Origin of the sequence: Bacillus sp. Bos-x628, from assembly GCF_040500475.1 — a bacterium.
GTDB classification, from domain to species: domain Bacteria; phylum Bacillota; class Bacilli; order Bacillales; family Bacillaceae; genus Bacillus; species Bacillus maqinnsis.
This window is the reverse complement of the sequence record NZ_CP159358.1, coordinates 951,296-968,591: the sequence shown is the minus strand read 5'-3', so window position 1 is coordinate 968,591 and position 17,296 is coordinate 951,296. Positions and strand designations below refer to the sequence as shown.

Annotated in this window: 18 protein-coding genes; 13 read left to right on the top strand and 5 right to left on the bottom strand. The window is 38.8% G+C overall.

Features of this window, described 5'->3' with window-relative positions:
• Positions 1–247 precede the first annotated feature (247 nt).
• The 6 genes from ABVJ71_RS05055 to ABVJ71_RS05030 all read left to right on the top strand — a co-directional run bounded on the left by ABVJ71_RS05055 (position 248) and on the right by ABVJ71_RS05030 (position 4,473).
• Positions 248–436: a hypothetical protein gene (locus ABVJ71_RS05055; RefSeq protein ID WP_353855902.1), complete on the top strand. Its 189-nt coding sequence runs from the start codon at positions 248–250 to the stop codon at positions 434–436.
• A 132-nt stretch (positions 437–568) separates the two neighbouring features.
• Positions 569–1,375: an inositol monophosphatase family protein gene (locus ABVJ71_RS05050; RefSeq protein WP_353855901.1), complete on the top strand. Its 807-nt coding sequence runs from the start codon at positions 569–571 to the stop codon at positions 1,373–1,375.
• Positions 1,376–1,486: 111 nt separating this feature from the next.
• On the top strand, positions 1,487–3,412 hold the full coding sequence (locus ABVJ71_RS05045; protein WP_353855900.1) for a hypothetical protein: 1,926 nt from the start codon (positions 1,487–1,489) through the stop codon (positions 3,410–3,412).
• Positions 3,402–3,659, top strand: a complete 258-nt coding sequence (locus ABVJ71_RS05040) for a hypothetical protein (protein ID WP_353855899.1) — start codon at positions 3,402–3,404, stop codon at positions 3,657–3,659. The genes ABVJ71_RS05045 and ABVJ71_RS05040 overlap by 11 nt, the downstream gene beginning before the upstream one ends.
• A complete protein-coding gene (locus ABVJ71_RS05035; protein ID WP_353855898.1) occupies positions 3,659–4,177 on the top strand; it encodes a sigma-70 family RNA polymerase sigma factor in 519 nt (172 codons plus the stop codon). The genes ABVJ71_RS05040 and ABVJ71_RS05035 overlap by 1 nt, the downstream gene beginning before the upstream one ends.
• A complete protein-coding gene (locus ABVJ71_RS05030) occupies positions 4,174–4,473 on the top strand; it encodes a zf-HC2 domain-containing protein (protein ID WP_353855897.1) in 300 nt (99 codons plus the stop codon). Before ABVJ71_RS05035 ends, ABVJ71_RS05030 begins: the two co-directional genes overlap by 4 nt.
• A gap of 39 nt (positions 4,474–4,512) precedes the next feature.
• On the opposite strand, the gene ABVJ71_RS05025 is transcribed toward ABVJ71_RS05030, so the two are convergent.
• Positions 4,513–5,148, bottom strand: a complete 636-nt coding sequence (locus tag ABVJ71_RS05025; RefSeq protein WP_353855896.1) for a hypothetical protein — start codon at positions 5,146–5,148, stop codon at positions 4,513–4,515.
• A 276-nt stretch (positions 5,149–5,424) separates the two neighbouring features.
• Complete coding sequence (locus ABVJ71_RS05020) at positions 5,425–5,601, bottom strand: YlaF family protein (protein ID WP_353855895.1); 177 nt, start codon at positions 5,599–5,601, stop codon at positions 5,425–5,427.
• Between the two features lie 112 nt (positions 5,602–5,713).
• On the opposite strand from ABVJ71_RS05020, the gene typA reads away from it, so the two are divergent.
• On the top strand, positions 5,714–7,552 hold the full coding sequence (gene typA, locus ABVJ71_RS05015) for a translational GTPase TypA (RefSeq protein ID WP_353855894.1): 1,839 nt from the start codon (positions 5,714–5,716) through the stop codon (positions 7,550–7,552).
• A 96-nt stretch (positions 7,553–7,648) separates the two neighbouring features.
• Complete coding sequence (locus tag ABVJ71_RS05010) at positions 7,649–7,930, top strand: YlaH-like family protein (RefSeq protein WP_353856564.1); 282 nt, start codon at positions 7,649–7,651, stop codon at positions 7,928–7,930.
• 29 nt (positions 7,931–7,959) lie between these two features.
• Here the strand turns inward: ABVJ71_RS05010 and ABVJ71_RS05005 are convergent, their stop codons facing one another.
• A complete protein-coding gene (locus ABVJ71_RS05005; protein ID WP_353855893.1) occupies positions 7,960–8,184 on the bottom strand; it encodes a YlaI family protein in 225 nt (74 codons plus the stop codon).
• 99 nt (positions 8,185–8,283) lie between these two features.
• A complete protein-coding gene (locus ABVJ71_RS05000) occupies positions 8,284–8,901 on the bottom strand; it encodes a YhcN/YlaJ family sporulation lipoprotein (RefSeq protein WP_353855892.1) in 618 nt (205 codons plus the stop codon).
• Positions 8,902–9,041: 140 nt separating this feature from the next.
• On the opposite strand from ABVJ71_RS05000, the gene ABVJ71_RS04995 reads away from it, so the two are divergent.
• Positions 9,042–10,364, top strand: a complete 1,323-nt coding sequence (locus tag ABVJ71_RS04995; RefSeq protein WP_353856563.1) for a PhoH family protein — start codon at positions 9,042–9,044, stop codon at positions 10,362–10,364.
• Positions 10,365–10,379: 15 nt separating this feature from the next.
• Here the strand turns inward: ABVJ71_RS04995 and ABVJ71_RS04990 are convergent, their stop codons facing one another.
• Positions 10,380–10,862, bottom strand: a complete 483-nt coding sequence (locus ABVJ71_RS04990) for a peptidyl-prolyl cis-trans isomerase (protein WP_353855891.1) — start codon at positions 10,860–10,862, stop codon at positions 10,380–10,382.
• Positions 10,863–10,982: 120 nt separating this feature from the next.
• Here ABVJ71_RS04990 and glsA point away from each other — a divergent pair, with 120 nt between their 5' ends.
• The 4 genes from glsA to pyc all read left to right on the top strand — a co-directional run bounded on the left by glsA (position 10,983) and on the right by pyc (position 17,260).
• Complete coding sequence (gene glsA / locus ABVJ71_RS04985; RefSeq protein ID WP_353855890.1) at positions 10,983–11,912, top strand: glutaminase A; 930 nt, start codon at positions 10,983–10,985, stop codon at positions 11,910–11,912.
• A 122-nt stretch (positions 11,913–12,034) separates the two neighbouring features.
• Complete coding sequence (locus tag ABVJ71_RS04980) at positions 12,035–12,316, top strand: YlaN family protein (RefSeq protein ID WP_353855889.1); 282 nt, start codon at positions 12,035–12,037, stop codon at positions 12,314–12,316.
• Positions 12,317–12,522: 206 nt separating this feature from the next.
• On the top strand, positions 12,523–13,734 hold the full coding sequence (ftsW, locus tag ABVJ71_RS04975) for a putative lipid II flippase FtsW (protein WP_353855888.1): 1,212 nt from the start codon (positions 12,523–12,525) through the stop codon (positions 13,732–13,734).
• Between the two features lie 79 nt (positions 13,735–13,813).
• On the top strand, positions 13,814–17,260 hold the full coding sequence (gene pyc, locus ABVJ71_RS04970; protein ID WP_353855887.1) for a pyruvate carboxylase: 3,447 nt from the start codon (positions 13,814–13,816) through the stop codon (positions 17,258–17,260).
• Positions 17,261–17,296: the final 36 nt, after the last annotated feature.

Sequence of the window (17,296 nt, the reverse complement as noted above, 5' to 3'; positions counted from 1 at the left end):
GCTTAGGTCAAGCTCAAAAAAAAGATGCACCATGAAGAGAAAGAGTTACTGCTGAAGCGATTTAGCGTTTAAAACCATCAATTTAGTGGTACATAAGAAATAGGTAAAAACACAATTTTTAGAATGTCGTTACGGTTATGCGATCTCTTCATACGATATAAGCAAGAACCGTTTCTCTTATCAATTGAATCTTTCATAAATGAAAACTGGCAAGGAATGAATCATTCTCTGGAAGGGGCGTTGACCAATGAAGCAAATCGTGAAGCATGGGCATAGACAGGAGAAGAAGAATCGCATTGTTGTGTGGAGATTAGAGGTTGATTATGAACTTTCTACGCTTCATGAAGCCATCGAGCAAAAAGATGACATCCAAATTGAACGAAGCAAACGAAAGCTTGAGCGCCTAAGAAAAGAATGGGAACAGCTTCAAGGGTAGAACAAGTGAGGTAAAAACGAACCAATTCATCGGTTCGTTTTTGTATGAAGCTGCATTTTTCTTGCTTTTACGTACATAAAATCAGTATCCTAATATAAACAGGTTATACATAGAAAAGAGGTTTTCAGGCTGATGACAAACTGGCTGGAAATTGACCGTCTTGCAAAGCTCTGGGTAAAAGAAGCGGGAAACCGCATGAAAGTATCCATGCAGGAAGGTCTATCAATTGAAACAAAATCAAATCCAAATGATCTTGTCACAAATATTGATAAAGAAACAGAACGTTTTTTCATTGAAAAAATTCAGTCGACATTTACAGACCATCACATCTTAGGGGAAGAGGGCCAAGGGGAACAGATAACTTCCCTTGATGGGATTGTCTGGATTATTGATCCGATTGATGGAACGATGAACTTTGTCCATCAAAAACGGAATTTCGCCATTTCAATAGGGATATTTGAAAATGGAATCGGAAAAATCGGTCTTATTTATGATGTCATTCATGACGAGCTATACCATGCAGTCAAAGGAAAAGGAGCGTATATGAATGATATAGCGCTGCCGCGACTAAAGGAAGTAGCCATAGAAAAAGCGATTGTTGGCATTAATCCAACATGGGTTATTGAAAGTCCGTATTTCGATGCAAAACCGTTTGCTCGACTCGTGCGTGATGTCAGAGGAACAAGGAACATTGGCTCAGCTGCCCTTGAACTTGCTTATATTGCAAGTGGCAGAAGTGACGCTTACGTGACCATGAGGCTTTCGCCATGGGATTATGCAGCCGGTTGCGTATTGCTTGATGAGGTAGGAGCTGTTTACTCAAACATTCACGGAGAACCGCTCACCTTCCTAGACAAAAACAGTATCGTTGCAGGGAACAAATCCATCTGTGAAAAAATCTTGCAAGACTACATAAAAGGAATCAAACATAAAAAGTAACGACAATCACTTCATGAGGATGAAGTGATTTCTTGTTTTTGATGAAACTTTTTGGTAAGACAAATGTCTATACGAACGAGGCCTTAATTTCATGCAAAGGATTGTGTATAGATGTTTGATTTGTTTAGCGATTTATCTCTCCATTTTGAAAGATACTTTATTTTAAATGAGTACAGTATGAAGATCATCCAGTGGTGTGTTCTTGGACTTTTTGTCCTCTATGTAACGATTCCCTTGTGTAAAGGCAATAAAAACAGTTATCTGTTTTATGCGGGAATCGCATTGAGAGTTGTTCTATTAAGCGGGATGACACTTGAAATGATTCACCAAGTCAATGCTAGGGATTATACCGTTGAAACATTTGAAGTGTTAACAAGTTTTATGCAATTTTTGATATATGGTTATGTTCTGCTTGCATCACTTTATTATGTGATTTCGCTTTCTTTTCTAAAAAATAAAGGCTTGTTTTTCACCTTTGATTTATCTGTTTTACTGTTGCCCTTATTTCAAACGGTGTTTATCGTCTTAGCTGAAATCAAACGTTTTTATGATAGTGGTGATGTCGGACTGGTGGGGAGAGACCTTATTGGAATCGCTCTCATGTGTGGTTTTACGATATCGCTCCTGTTTCTTTTCTTCCGTTTGTTTTGGCATCAGAAAAGGAAGGATATGCTCCTGTTCTATGGTCTTATCTTAGCTGCATTGCTGTATATTTTTTACCCTTCGATCTCGAAGTATCAACTTCAATCCTCGCTGAAATCGATCGTCATTATTGTGACAGCAGCAGGAAGTTTTATGACCATTTATTTATTAGATGTTTTATTAAAAAACAAGGTAAGATGGAGACAGTTGATGATAGGAAGCATTGCAGTCTTTTTTATGCTATTACTCAATCCAATCATGAACGTGCCCCATGCATTGTTTCAAATTACCAAAACGGAAATCACCGATACTTTCTCGGATGATGATCACCCTCTATCTGCAAAAAGTGCGAAAGAACTCGCAATGAAATTTGTGCCTGCTAATCATCAATTACATGTAAAGGCTAGTGATCAGCCGATTGAATATCATTACTTGTTTGTTGATGATGAATATGAAGTCAATATTTCCGCTTTTACAGGCGAATTAAAAAGCTATTCTTATCAAGGACATGCAAAGGGAAAGGTTTTAACCGATCAAGAATATAAGAAAAGAACGATCGAATTCTTTGAAAGAAGTGGACGAACCGTTGATTTGGACCGTATTCATGTCAAAATTGAAAAAGACGAAAGAGAGACGACCATTTCGCTTCAGTCGAAAATGCCTGATGATGAGCATGAGAGTTTAGCGGGTGCGACTTGGGAAGGAGAGACACTTCTACAAGCACAATACACTAACACAATCTTCCGTTTAAAAGATTTAGACCGGATTAAGATAACAGAGAAAGATATTGCAAAAAAAATAAACAACATCTATGATCAGCTCAAACTTCATCCACCTGCATACCAAATCACGAGTATTGATGATTTTTACTTTGATTGGAACCATCTGGTGAAAGTGAAAGCAGCAGACCAATCTGTTTTTCAATTTAATGGTTCAACAAAAGAACTGGTTGAGATACAACTGTCTAAAGCAACCCTCAATCAGAGAAAAGAAAAAATCAGTGATGATGATTTGATAACCCTTATGGGGAGACAACCGTCAGAGGTTGTCAAAAAATCAGGTTCAGAAAATCATACGAAGTATTTCTTTGATCATTCATCTTCCGCTTTAAATATGACAAAAGAAGCTAGCGAAATGAAGTTAAGTTGGCAATCAGAATCATCCCTTCCACATTTGATTTCAAATCATGAACGTGATTTGATCTATCAACAGGTGTTAAAAAGATATAACCCTTATATGATCTATAAAAAACAAATAAAACCTGTGAGAATGATCAATAAAGAAGGGGAAATGAGAATTTCGTGGTTTGTCATTATACAAACATTCGGAGCAAATGAGCATGAAATATATGAAGTAAATGGACGAACAAAAGAGGTGCACCGTTTTGACAGATAAAGAGAAACAAGCAATCTTTCAAGACTTATATGAGTTGTATCAGGAAGGGGAATTAGAAGAAGAGGCTGCGAATTGGATGAAAATTCATGAGGAACAGTATCAGCATTCTTTGGCGGAAAATGAGCAGTCTAAAGAACTGATTGAGAATGATTATAGCCAGTTGAGACATATGAAAGTTTTCATCTATATGCTATACACCTGTTTTATTTTATTATCCATTTGGATGACTGTGTGGTTTTATTTTTAATGGCCAAATCAACTCATCAGATTGAAAAAATATATGAAGAACATTATCAGGAAATTACAAAATATTTATATCGCCGTACAGGAAATATTGAAACGGCAAAGGACTTGTCACAGGACGTATTTATCAAGGCACTGCATGGGTTATCTTCTTTTAAAGGGCATTCTAGTATAAAAACATGGCTTTATACCATCGCATATCACACATTTGTAAATGACTATCGACGAAAAGTGAAGCGCTCTTTTACAGATGTAGAAGATTTTGATCAGATAGAGCAACAGTCTTTCACCACACCAGAAGATCACATAGAAAAACAAGCTGACATTCAAAGGCTGTGGACCAATATCAATCAGTTGAAGGATACTTACAGGGATGTGCTCATTTTAAGAGAAATACAGGAATTATCTTATGAAGAAGTGGCTGAAATTCTGAATTGGAAATTATCTAAAGTAAAAACAACCCTTCATCGAGCAAGATTAGAACTGAAACGAATGTTACATTGTGAGGAGTTCAATAAATGAGCTGTTATCTTATCAAAGAACTGCTGCCACTTTATATAGAAGGGGATTGTAGTGCAGAGACAAAAAAAATAGTCGAGGAGCACTTACGTTCATGTGAAATATGCAGTCATCTTTATCGAGAAATGATAGAGCCTATACCACTCATAAAGATGTCAGAAAATCCAATACCATATATGGATGAAAATGAAGAAAAAAGAAAATTTAAAGAACGTTATTTCGGAAAACTTTTACTCAGAGCATGCATAGCGTTTGGTATAGTATACGTTGTCATGGTCATCCTCTATTGGTTCAAATAAAACAACCCCATCTGGTTCGTCCAGATGGGGTTTTAGAGCTTAGCTTAATTTTTCTTTAGCAATTTGAATTGCATCATAGAAAGTTTTAAGTTGCTCTTGAGGGATTTTCTTTAGCAATTGGTTGATCACAAGTAATTCAGTAGAGCTGAACCCAAGACCTTTTGCAATTTTAGAATCAATTACGACATTCCCTTTTTTGTCTAGAACAAGTGCATCTCCTGCAAGATCAACAATTCTGATTACTGATTTGAAAAGTTTTTCAAATTTTTCAGCTTCTTCTTTAGTAAGACCAAGCTCAACAGCTTTCTTTGCGTCAAATGCTAACTTTCCTTTATCGTTTTTAGTGATGCTTTCACTGAAAACGATTGTTAGAACAGCTGCACGATCTAAGAATTTTTCAGCAGTTGCAGCTTCTTCCTCTGTAAGACCAAGCTCAACAGCTTTCTTCACATCAAATGTGTAGCTGTTATCTTCCACAACAAATGAATTGATGAGGATGTTGATGACACGCCCGTTTTTCTCCAATAAATTCTTAATGATTTCTTGCTGCTCAAAAGGAATCCCTTTGAAGGTTGCAGCTTTGGCTTGCCCAGGAGCTACTGTTGTGAAAGTAAGAATGATGGCTAAAGCGAAAAATACAACAGAGCTGAGCGATTTGCTCAATAACTTCTTCATGCTTCTTTTCTCTCCCTTTTCTGTTAAATTTTTGTTGCAAGAACAGCATACCATGAGAAACTTCATGGAAGAATAGGGTAAATGTAACATTGTGTTTGATTTTGGAGAACTATAAACGTTCTTGTCGAATCGCAAAGAGGGGCATATTGCTTATGTTGGCTAACCCATTGCTTAAGTTCAAACTAGAAACTGGGCAATTCATAGGTTGATGGTCTGGAATTGTTCAAAATAAAAAGCCTTCTACTGTGTAAAATGCAGAAGACTTGCAAAAATTTTTTATGATACGTTTAATTTTCTTTTTAATGTAAATCCTGTACCCATGAAAACCATGACGAAAACGATACTGATAATTGTTCCGAGTATGTTTTTTTCAGCTACAGATACTCCAATAAACGCCATACTGACCACTGCAAGAAATGCACATAGTAATAGAAGCCATTTGATTCGTTTCATTTGTCTCCATCCTTTTTATAGAGTTAATATCAGTTTACAGAAAAACAATCGGCTTTTAAAGGGGATTGTGATATAATATGAAAGTTATCTATTTATTTTAGGAGATGAAAATGTGAAACTTCGAAAAGACCTTCGCAACATCGCAATTATTGCCCACGTTGACCATGGTAAAACGACGCTTGTTGACCAATTGCTCCATCAAGCCGGTACTTTCCGAGCAAATGAAAATATCGCTGAAAGAGCCATGGACTCAAATGATTTAGAGCGAGAGCGCGGTATTACAATTTTAGCTAAAAATACTGCGATCCATTATAAAGATACACGCATTAATATTTTAGATACACCTGGACACGCCGATTTCGGTGGTGAAGTTGAGCGTATCATGAAAATGGTAGATGGTGTACTTCTAGTTGTGGATGCTTATGAAGGCTGTATGCCTCAAACACGATTTGTGCTAAAAAAAGCACTTGAGCAAAACTTAACACCAATTGTCGTTGTCAATAAAATTGACCGTGACTTTGCTCGTCCTAATGAAGTTGTGGATGAAGTCATTGACCTGTTTATTGAATTGGATGCGACAGAAGAACAGCTTGAATTCCCAGTTGTGTATGCATCAGCAATCAATGGTACAGCAAGTCATGATGCGAGCAAGCAAGATGAAAACATGGAAGCTTTATTTGAAGCGATTGTTAACCATATTCCAAGTCCAATTGACAACCATGAAGAGCCGCTTCAATTCCAAGTCGCACTACTTGATTACAATGATTATGTTGGAAGAATTGGGATCGGTCGTGTATTTAGAGGAACGATGCAGGTAGGTCAGCAAGTGGCACTGATGAAAGTTGATGGCAGTGTCAAACAATTCCGTGTAACCAAGATTTTTGGTTTCCAAGGTCTAAAACGAGTTGAAATCAACGAAGCGAAAGCTGGGGATCTTGTTGCCGTATCTGGTATGGAAGACATTAACGTTGGTGAAACAGTTTGTCCAGTAGAACACCAAGAGGCACTTCCAATCCTTCGTATTGATGAGCCAACACTTCAAATGACGTTTGTCGTGAATAACAGTCCGTTTGCAGGGCGTGAAGGGAAATATGTGACATCACGTAAAATTGAAGAGCGTCTAAAGCAGCAACTTCAAACAGACGTAAGTCTTCGTGTTGATCCTACTGATTCACCTGATGCATGGATTGTTTCTGGACGTGGAGAGCTTCACTTATCTATTCTGATTGAGAATATGAGACGTGAAGGTTTCGAATTACAAGTATCGAAACCAGAAGTTATTGTAAAAGAAATTGATGGTGTTCGATGTGAGCCTGTTGAGCGTGTTCAAATTGATGTTCCAGAAGAGCATACTGGTTCTGTTATGGAATCAATGGGCGCAAGAAAAGGTGAAATGATTGACATGATTAATAATGGGAACGGTCAAGTTCGCCTGATCTTTCATGTTCCATCACGTGGTTTAATCGGATATTCAACTGAATTTCTCTCATTAACGCGTGGTTTTGGTATTCTTAACCATACTTTTGACAGCTACCAGCCAATGCAGTCTGGTCAAGTTGGTGGACGCCGTCAAGGTGTACTTGTTTCTATGGAAACAGGTAAAGCGACAGCTTATGGAATCCAAGGGGTAGAAGAGCGTGGTGTGATCTTTGTTGAACCGGGTACGGAAGTATATCAAGGAATGATTGTCGGTGAGCATAACCGTGAGAATGACCTTGTTGTAAACATTAGCCGTATGAAACAACAAACAAACGTACGCTCAGCAACAAAAGATCAAACTGTGAGTATGAAAAAACCACGTATTATGTCACTTGAGGAATCTCTTGAGTATTTAAATGATGACGAATATTGTGAAGTCACACCTAAATCTATTCGTCTAAGAAAGAAAATTTTAGATAAAAACGAACGTGAGAAAGCAGCGAAGAAGAAAAAGCTAGCAGGATTATCTTAATTCCATGAAGAAATAAAAAGATAGAACCCTGAAATATAAGGGGAGGGAATCTTTTTGAATGAACAGGAAGTAAGTGAGCATTTATCTTTTTTCGCCATGTTGTATCGTGTCGATGAAAATCCACAAACAGGGATGTGGATTCTTTATGGCACTGTCCTTGTTTTAGCGATTATTGTTTTTAAGCTCGGCTTTGCAAGACGTTTACCGATATTAAAAGCAATCATTATTTACTTGTTTTTAATTTTTGGATGTACGTTTCTTACATTTCTAGGGATCTTTTTGCCAGTGGCGGAAGGTCTTGTTGTGGCAGCTACCATTTTGATTATTTATAAAATACGGCTGCATCGTGCGAGAAAAGAGGGAACGGTGAATACGTAAAAAGACCTGATGATATGTCAGGTCTTTTTTCATGTTTTTCGTTCTTTTTTCTTCTTTTTCTCTTTTGTCGCAGGATCTTGATAAAGAGAGAATCTGCCAGTTTTAATGCGATCTTCAGTCTTTATTTTAATTCTTTCATGGCAAACATCGCACATATATGTATGAATCGGTCGATTTCTTAACCGTTTAGCAACCAATGTATCGTCATCAATTGTTTCAAGCGTATCACATAACGAGCATTTCACTCTCACCATTTTCACCTCACTCCATTGACCTTATTATAGCACGTTTTATCACTGACTTGAATTAACATCGAAAACGGCTTATATCACAGGAGGTATAAGCCGTTTACATTATTTCTTATGATTCATATGATGGTTTGATTGATCGTTTTGGTTTTTTTCTAATTGTTTTTGATCGTTTTGCTTGAGCTGATGATTAGCATCGTTTGTCGGGTCCGTTTCGCTACGATCGATTTCATTATGAGGCATCTCTGGCATAACGCGTCCGACAATGGCAGCAAGCTCATCCATAATACCGCTTACAGGACGTCCTTTTTGTATTTCTTTGCCCATTTGTTTTAATCTGCTGACTGTATCAGGATCAGCGACAACGACAGCATTTGCACCTTCAGGATCATTTTTCAGCGCTTTAGCTACCGAATATTTAATGGTTTCTACCTTACTTCGATCTAAATCATCTTTTACATCAATTCCAACGACAGCATAGCGGCCTATGACAACGGCAGTTGCATCTTTTACATCTGCTACATGCTCTGTCACGTTCACGAGATGTTGTGCTACATCTGTCGATGAGCGGGCGTGATCGGTTGTTTTCTTTGATGAGTCTGACACCCGAACCAAGCGCTCGCGTCCTTCTTGCCCAGCGCCAGTCTCGTGCTTTTCCTGCTGCTGACAAGCGCCTAATAAAAAGATGGTCTGAATCATCAAGAGCTTAAAAAACAGACGCATTTGTATTTCCTCCTTCACAAACTGCATGATTTATTTTATTGTTGAATTAACCTTCTAACTTTATTCATGAAAACATATATTTTAACAATCGTTTTGGGAAAGACAAGGATGAATGAAACCCCGATCAGGAGGCGAAGGACCTGAGTAAAATTTATGTATTAGACACAAATGTGTTATTACAGGATCCGAATTCAATCTTTTCATTTGAGGACAATGAGGTCGTGATTCCGGCCGTTGTGTTAGAAGAAGTAGATTCGAAAAAAAGATATATGGACGAGATAGGGCAAAATGCTCGGCGTGTCTCACGCCTGATTGACGGCTTGCGATCAAAAGGGAAACTTCATGAGAAAATTACGCTAGAGTCAAAAGGAACGCTGCGAATTGAATTGAATCATCGCTCTTTCCATGAACTGCAGGAAATTTTTATCGAAAAAACAAATGATAATCGGATTTTGGCTGTAGCGAAAAATTTAAGTTTAGAAGAAGCGACAAAGCCTCATGGCAGGCCGGTCATTTTGGTGAGTAAGGATGTCCTTGTGCGTGTGAAAGCTGATGCCATTGGACTACAAGCAGAGGATTTCTTAAGTGATCGAGTGCTTCAAGATGAAGACATTGATAATGGCTATAACGAGTTATATATTCCCACTGAGCTATTAAATACATTTTATCAACAGAATCAATTACAAGTGAAAGAGGTAACAAATTATCCATTAAATCCTCATCAATTTGTCATTATGAAGGGGAATGAAGGCGGATCTGCTTTAGGAATGCTTGATCAAAAAGCAGGTCACATCAAGCGGCTCATTTATGATCAAGAGTATGTTTGGGGAATCCGCCCGAAAAACGTACAGCAGACCATGGCACTAGAATTACTCTTGCGTCGTGATATTCCGCTTGTGACGCTCATTGGAAAGGCGGGTACGGGCAAAACATTGCTTGCACTTGCTGCCGGGCTCATGCAAACAGAGGATCTGGGTTTGTATAAAAAATTAATAGTGGCACGCTCGATCGTTCCAGTTGGTAAGGATTTAGGGTATTTACCAGGAGAAAAGGAAGAGAAGCTCAGACCGTGGATGCAGCCGATTTATGATAACCTTGAATTTTTATTTAATACAAATAAAACAGGTGAACTGGATGCCATATTAGCTGGGATTGGCTCTATTCAAGTGGAAGCTTTGACATACATTCGAGGAAGAAGTATCCCTGATCAATTTATTATCATTGATGAGGCGCAAAATCTAACAAAACATGAGGTGAAAACGTTGTTAACACGAGTAGGAGAGGGAAGTAAAATTGTGCTGATGGGAGATCCTGAGCAGATTGATCATCCTTATTTAGACAGCTTTAATAATGGTCTCACCTATGTGATTGAGCGTTTTAAAGAGCAGCAAATATCGGGACATGTCAAGCTTGTCAAAGGAGAAAGGTCTGGACTTGCACAGCTTGCTGCTGATTTATTATAGTCCAGACCCCTTATCTTATGTAATAATTAATTCTTTTACACCTTTAATAGGCTGAGGCAATGTGGGCTGATCCGCGAAATAGACGTGGATTGGTCCTTCTTCTGTAATAGGCTTACCATGCTGGCTAAAGTGGGCAATGCTGTCCATGGCCGAAGAGAGTGGAACAACAACCGTCTCAGTTTCTGTGACAAATTCACACGTTTCTGCCTGTTCAAGCGGTTCTGCATTTTTCAGCATTTCGCCAAGTTTCATCCCAAAGCTGCCTGTTATCAGCCGTTCTTTTTCAAACTTTTTCTCTGTTTTTAAAGTGGGTGGAAGTGTTTGTCCTTCTCTTATGACCCGCTCTTGATCAAGTTCACTTTCTACTTGATCCGTTTCAATCGCTGCCTTTTTCTCAAAAAATGAATCCATTAAAAACTTGCGGTCATCAAAAATCCATACACTTGGGTCAATGGTGATATTGTAGCGTACGTTCCCCTTAATTTGAATAATGCTCATGTCAAAGACAACCCCTTTCCACCCTAAATTATAGAAGTTTTCACGCACTTTGTCACTTTCATAAACATGCTTCTTCTTGTGCACACTATCCTTGTATGAAAAATAGGGAGGATATTGGACATGGCATGTCGAGACAATGAAGAGCTTCAGCAATTCGTAGAAGAGGCAAAGAAAGTGGCCAAAGATGGAGAAGTGGCATCTTACATTCCCGCTCTCGGTAAAGCAGATCCAACCGATTTATCTGTTGCTGTTTATCATGTGAGCAATATTTGTCATTCGGCTGGGAATGTTGATAAACGTTTTACACTGCAAAGTATTTCTAAAGTATTGGCTCTTGCGCTCGTCTTAACTGAGGAAGGACCGAAAAAAGTATTCCAATATGTTGGACAAGAACCGACAGGAGACCCGTTTAATTCTATGATTAAACTTGAAACCGCAAGCCCGAATAAACCTCTTAATCCAATGATTAATGCAGGAGCGCTGGCGGTAACAAGTTTAATAAGAGGAGCTACTCCTCAATATCAGTTGCAGCGCCTGTTGTCTTTCATTAGAGAGCTAGCGAATGATGCATCCATTACATACTGCAAAGAGACTGCTGCATCAGAATTTGAAACGTCCATGATTAACCGAGCTATGTGCTATTATATGAAACAATATCATATCATTGAAGGAAATGTTGAAAAGGTGATGGATTTATATACGAAGCAATGTGCTGTGATGATGAACAGTCTTGACTTGGCGAAAATTGCCTGTGTTTTTTCATTAGATGGCCGGCACCCTGAAACTGGAAAACAAATTCTTTCAAAAGATGTTGCTAGAATTTGTAAAACATTTATGGTAACATGCGGAATGTATAATGCGAGCGGGGAATTTGCAATCAAGATAGGAATTCCGGCCAAAAGTGGAGTGTCAGGCGGAATCATGGGAGCTGCACCATATGATTTTGGCATTGGAATCTTCGGACCTGCCTTGGATGAAAAAGGGAATAGTATAGCCGGTATTAAATTGCTTGAACTTATGAGTGAAAAATATGAGATGAGTATCTTTTAACCAATGATTGCTTCTTTTTATTTTTACAGAGGGAACTGTACAAATCTGCTTGCAATTTTGGGCGTTTCGCTTTATGATAAATAGAAGAATTAGGTACTCGCCTGGGGAACGGAGGGATACTTTTGGCGTCAGAAATTTTAGTCGATCATCGGCAAAAAGCACTGTCTTTGTTAAAACTGGATGCAGATAAAATTTTAAAATTGATCCAAGTGCAAATGGACAACTTAACGATGCCGCAATGTCCTCTTTATGAAGAGGTTTTAGATACTCAAATGTTCGGATTATCAAGAGAAATTGACTTTGCTGTCCGTCTTGGATTAGTTGATCACCATGAAGGCAAGAAACTACTCGATAAACTTGAGAGAGAGCTTTCCGCACTTCATGATGCGTTTACAAAAAAATAATGGTTGAGAACTCAAACTTCCGCAAAAAGTTTGGGTTTTTTTGTCATCGTTTTTTTCATCAATTGATAACAAACGGACTTGATCATTCCATCACAGACGAACAATATAAAAGAGGTAAAACGAGATCGAACGGAGAAAATGTAGTAGAATAAAAACAGCTAAGAGGAATACACAACAGTAGAAACAGACGTTAGGAAGAGGATTATATGTTAAAGAGAATGCTAAGATCGTATGACTACTCATTATTGTTCGCCATTATATTAATTAGCGCGTTCGGTTTGGTGATGGTATATAGCTCAAGTATGATTACCGCTGTCATCAGATATGATGCTGCACCAGACGCTTTTTTTAAGAAACAGCTTTTATTTATGATCGTCGGGGCAGCCATATTGGTTTTTACAGCCCTCGTTCCGTATCATGTATTTTCTAATAAAAAATTGCAAATTGTGATGCTGATCGTTTCTATTTTATCGCTCATTTATGTTTATTTTGGCGGGCACATTGCAGGGAATGCAAAAAGCTGGATTAAAATAGGACCTTTTAGTCTACAGCCTGCAGAATTTGTAAAACTCGTCGTGATCATCTATCTTGCTGCTGTCTATGCAAAAAAGCAGCATTACATTGACCATATTCTTAGAGGAGTAACTCCTCCGATTGTCATTGTGTCCATTTTATGTGGATTTATCATTCTCCAGCCAGACTATGGAACAGCTTTTATTATTGGAATGATTGCATTTGTGATGATTTTATGTTCAGGTTTTAGCGGTAAAACACTTGCAAAGTTATTGGCACTATTTAGTGCGGTCATGGTTATCGTGACACCATTTATTTTTCTTTTTTGGGATAAGATTTTCACCAAAAATCGACTTGGACGTTTTGAGAGTTTCCAAAATCCATTTAGAGATGCTGGTGATACAGGACATCAATTGATTAATTCATATTATGCCATCGGATCAGGTGGGTTTTTTGGTCTCGGTCTTGGGGAGAGCGTACAAAAGTATGGCTACCTTCCAGAGCCGCATACAGATTTTATTATGGCGATTATATCAGAAGAGCTAGGCTTTTTCGGTGTGTTTTTTGTTCTTGCCATACTCGGCTTTATCGTTGTAAAAGGCTTTTATATTGCAAGAAAATGTGAAGACCCTTTTGGAAGTTTGCTTGCAATAGGAATTTCTTCAATGATTGCGATTCAAACATGTATCAATTTAGGAGGTGTTTGTGGTCTCATCCCAATCACAGGGGTCACACTTCCTTTTATCAGCTATGGAGGATCATCAATCATTTTGCTTAGTGGATGTATGGGGATATTGCTGAATATCAGCATGTTTACTGAATATAAAGAGCGCTATAAAAAGAAAAAATCAATCAGCAAAAAAACAATTCAAAAAAATGGGTTGCAGAAAACTTTGAATCTTTAGAAAACAAAAGTGTACAGTTTTCCATTCTTCCTTTATTATAGAGTACATATAAAATTTTAAGGGATATGGAGGAGTGAGAATGTCACATAGAACAATTCGAAAGGTTCTAGTTGCAAACAGAGGGGAAATAGCTATCAGAGTCTTCAGAGCTTGTACAGAGTTAAATTTACGTACAGTTGCTATCTATTCCAAAGAAGACTCAGGCTCTTATCATCGCTATAAAGCGGATGAAGCATATCTAGTTGGAGAGGGAAAAAAACCGATAGATGCCTACCTCGATATCGAGGGGATCATCGAGATTGCAAAACGAAATGATGTGGATGCCATTCATCCAGGATATGGATTCTTATCTGAAAACATTCATTTTGCAAGACGGTGCGAAGAGGAAGGGATTCATTTTATCGGTCCAACTTCTCACCACTTAGACATGTTTGGAGATAAAGTAAAGGCGAGAGAAGAGGCGAAGAAAGCTGGTATTCCAGTCATTCCTGGTAGTGATGGACCAGTTGGTTCAGTCAAAGAAGTCGAAAAATTTGGTGAAGAATACGGTTACCCGTTTATTATCAAAGCTTCACTTGGCGGCGGCGGAAGAGGTATGCGTATTGTCAGAACGAAAGAGGAGCTAAATGAAGCGTATGACCGTGCAAAGTCAGAGGCGAAAGCTGCTTTTGGAAATGACGAAGTATACGTCGAAAAGCTGATTGAGAAGCCGAAGCATATTGAAGTGCAGGTGATTGGCGATAATTATGGGAACATCATTCATTTATATGAACGTGACTGTTCTGTACAAAGACGTCACCAAAAGGTGATCGAAGTAGCACCAAGTGTGTCTCTGCCTGATCAATTACGTGAGGCAATTTGTGAAGCAGCTGTTCAGCTTGCTCAAAATGTGTCTTATATCAATGCTGGGACTGTGGAGTTCTTAGTCGCAAATGGTGAGTTTTATTTTATCGAAGTAAATCCAAGGATTCAGGTTGAACATACGATCACAGAAATGATTACGGGTGTAGATATCGTACAGACGCAAATTCTTGTCGCAAAAGGGCACGAACTTCACAGCAAGGAAGTCGGTATACCGAAGCAAGAGGATATCTTTACACATGGTTATGCGATTCAATCAAGGGTGACAACAGAAGATCCATTAAACGACTTTATGCCGGACACAGGAAAAATTATGGCGTATCGCTCAGGCGGAGGATTTGGTGTTCGTCTTGATGCAGGGAATAGTTTCCAAGGAGCCGTCATTACACCGTATTACGATTCTTTATTGGTCAAGCTGTCAACGTGGGCACTTACATTTAATCAAGCAGCAGCTAAAATGGTTCGTAACTTACGGGAATTTAGGATTCGTGGCATTAAAACGAATATCCCATTCCTTGAGAACGTAGCGAGGCATGAGAAATTTCTCAAAGGTGAATATGATACCTCATTTATTGATTCAACACCAGAACTATTTCATTTCCCTAAGCAAAAAGATCGCGGAACGAAAATGCTGACTTATATTGGTAACGTTACCATTAATGGGTTCCCTGGTATAGCAGGCAAAGAGAAGCCTCATTTTGATAAACCAATTGTGCCAAAACTTCCCGTTCATCAGCGTATTCCGTCTGGTACAAAACAAATATTGGACACGCATGGACCCGAGGGGCTGGCAAATTGGGTGAAAGAACAAAACAATGTTCTTTTGACAGATACAACGTTTAGAGATGCGCATCAGTCTCTTCTTGCCACTCGTTTTAGAACACATGACTTAAAGAAAATTGCGCAACCAACTGCTGGATTATGGCCAGAGCTATTCAGTCTTGAAATGTGGGGCGGCGCTACATTTGATGTTGCTTATCGTTTCTTAAAAGAAGACCCTTGGGAAAGACTGAAAGAGCTTCGTAAAGAAGTGCCAAACACACTGTTCCAAATGCTTCTTAGATCATCAAATGCCGTAGGATATACAAACTATGCAGATAATGTGATCAAAGCGTTTGTGAAGGAATCAGCAGATGCGGGCATTGATGTGTTCCGTATTTTTGATAGCTTGAATTGGGTGAAAGGGATGACACTTGCCATTGATTCAGTTCGTGAATCAGGGAAAGTCGCTGAAGCGGCGATCTGTTATACAGGAGATATTCTTGATCCATCTCGCCGGAAATATAGTCTCGATTACTATGTTTCTCTTGCAAAGGAGCTTGAAGGAGCAGGGGCACATATTTTAGGAATTAAGGATATGGCGGGACTATTAAAGCCGCAAGCAGCTTACGTGCTCATCTCTGCTTTAAAAGATCAAATCAACATCCCAATCCATCTTCATACACATGACACAAGTGGAAATGGAATTTTCACATATGCAAGAGCGGTCGATGCGGGCGTTGATATTGTTGATGTAGCTGTTAGCTCAATGGCAGGGATGACGTCTCAACCGAGTGCAAGCTCATTATATTACGCATTAGATGGTCATGAAAGAAAGCCAGAAATGAACGTGAAACAGGTGGAAAGCCTGTCTCAATACTGGGATTCAGTCAGAAAATATTATCATGAATTTGAAAGCGGTATGATCTCACCGCATACAGAAATTTATGAGCATGAAATGCCTGGTGGTCAGTATAGTAACTTGCAGCAGCAGGCGAAAGGTGTAGGTCTTGGAGAACGTTGGAACGAAGTGAAAGAAATGTACAGACGTGTGAATGACATGTTTGGAGACATTGTAAAAGTTACACCATCCTCTAAAGTGGTTGGAGATATGGCGCTTTATATGGTGCAGAATGATCTGACAGAAGAGGATGTTTATGAAAAAGGTGCAACCCTTGACTTCCCTGATTCTGTTGTGGAACTGTTTAAAGGCTATTTAGGACAGCCGCATGGCGGATTCCCAGAAAAGCTGCAAAAGCTCATTTTAAAAGGAGAAGAGCCAATTACTGTGAGACCAGGTGAAAAGCTTGAGCCTGTGAACTTTGAAGAAATTAAGCAGCAATTCAAAGAATCACATGACCTGACATTGACAGAAAAAGATGCCATTGCGTATGCACTATATCCGAAAGTCTTTACTGAATTTGTGCAAACGGCGGAAAGTTATGGTGACATCTCCGTTCTCGACACACCCACATTCTTCTATGGAATGAGACTTGGTGAAGAAATTGAGGTGGAGATTGAGAAAGGAAAAACACTCATTGTTAAACTTGTGTCAATTGGGGAACCAAATCCAGATGCGACAAGAGTCATTTACTTTGAGTTAAATGGACAGCCGCGTGAAGTGGTCATTAAGGATGAAAGCATCAAATCTTCCGTACAAGAAAAAATGAAAGCAGATCGCTCTAATCCAAACCATATTGCGGCTTCGATGCCAGGAACCGTCATCAAATTACTTGTAGAAAAAGGTCAGAAAATCTCACAAGGTGAGCATCTGATGATCAATGAGGCCATGAAAATGGAAACAACGGTTCAGGCGCCATTCTCTGCTGTTGTAGATGAAATTCATGTGAAAAATGGAGAGCCGATTCAAACTGGTGATTTGCTTATCGTTTTAAAGCCTGAATAATTAGTTAGACACATCCTTTGAGATGTGTCTTTTTTG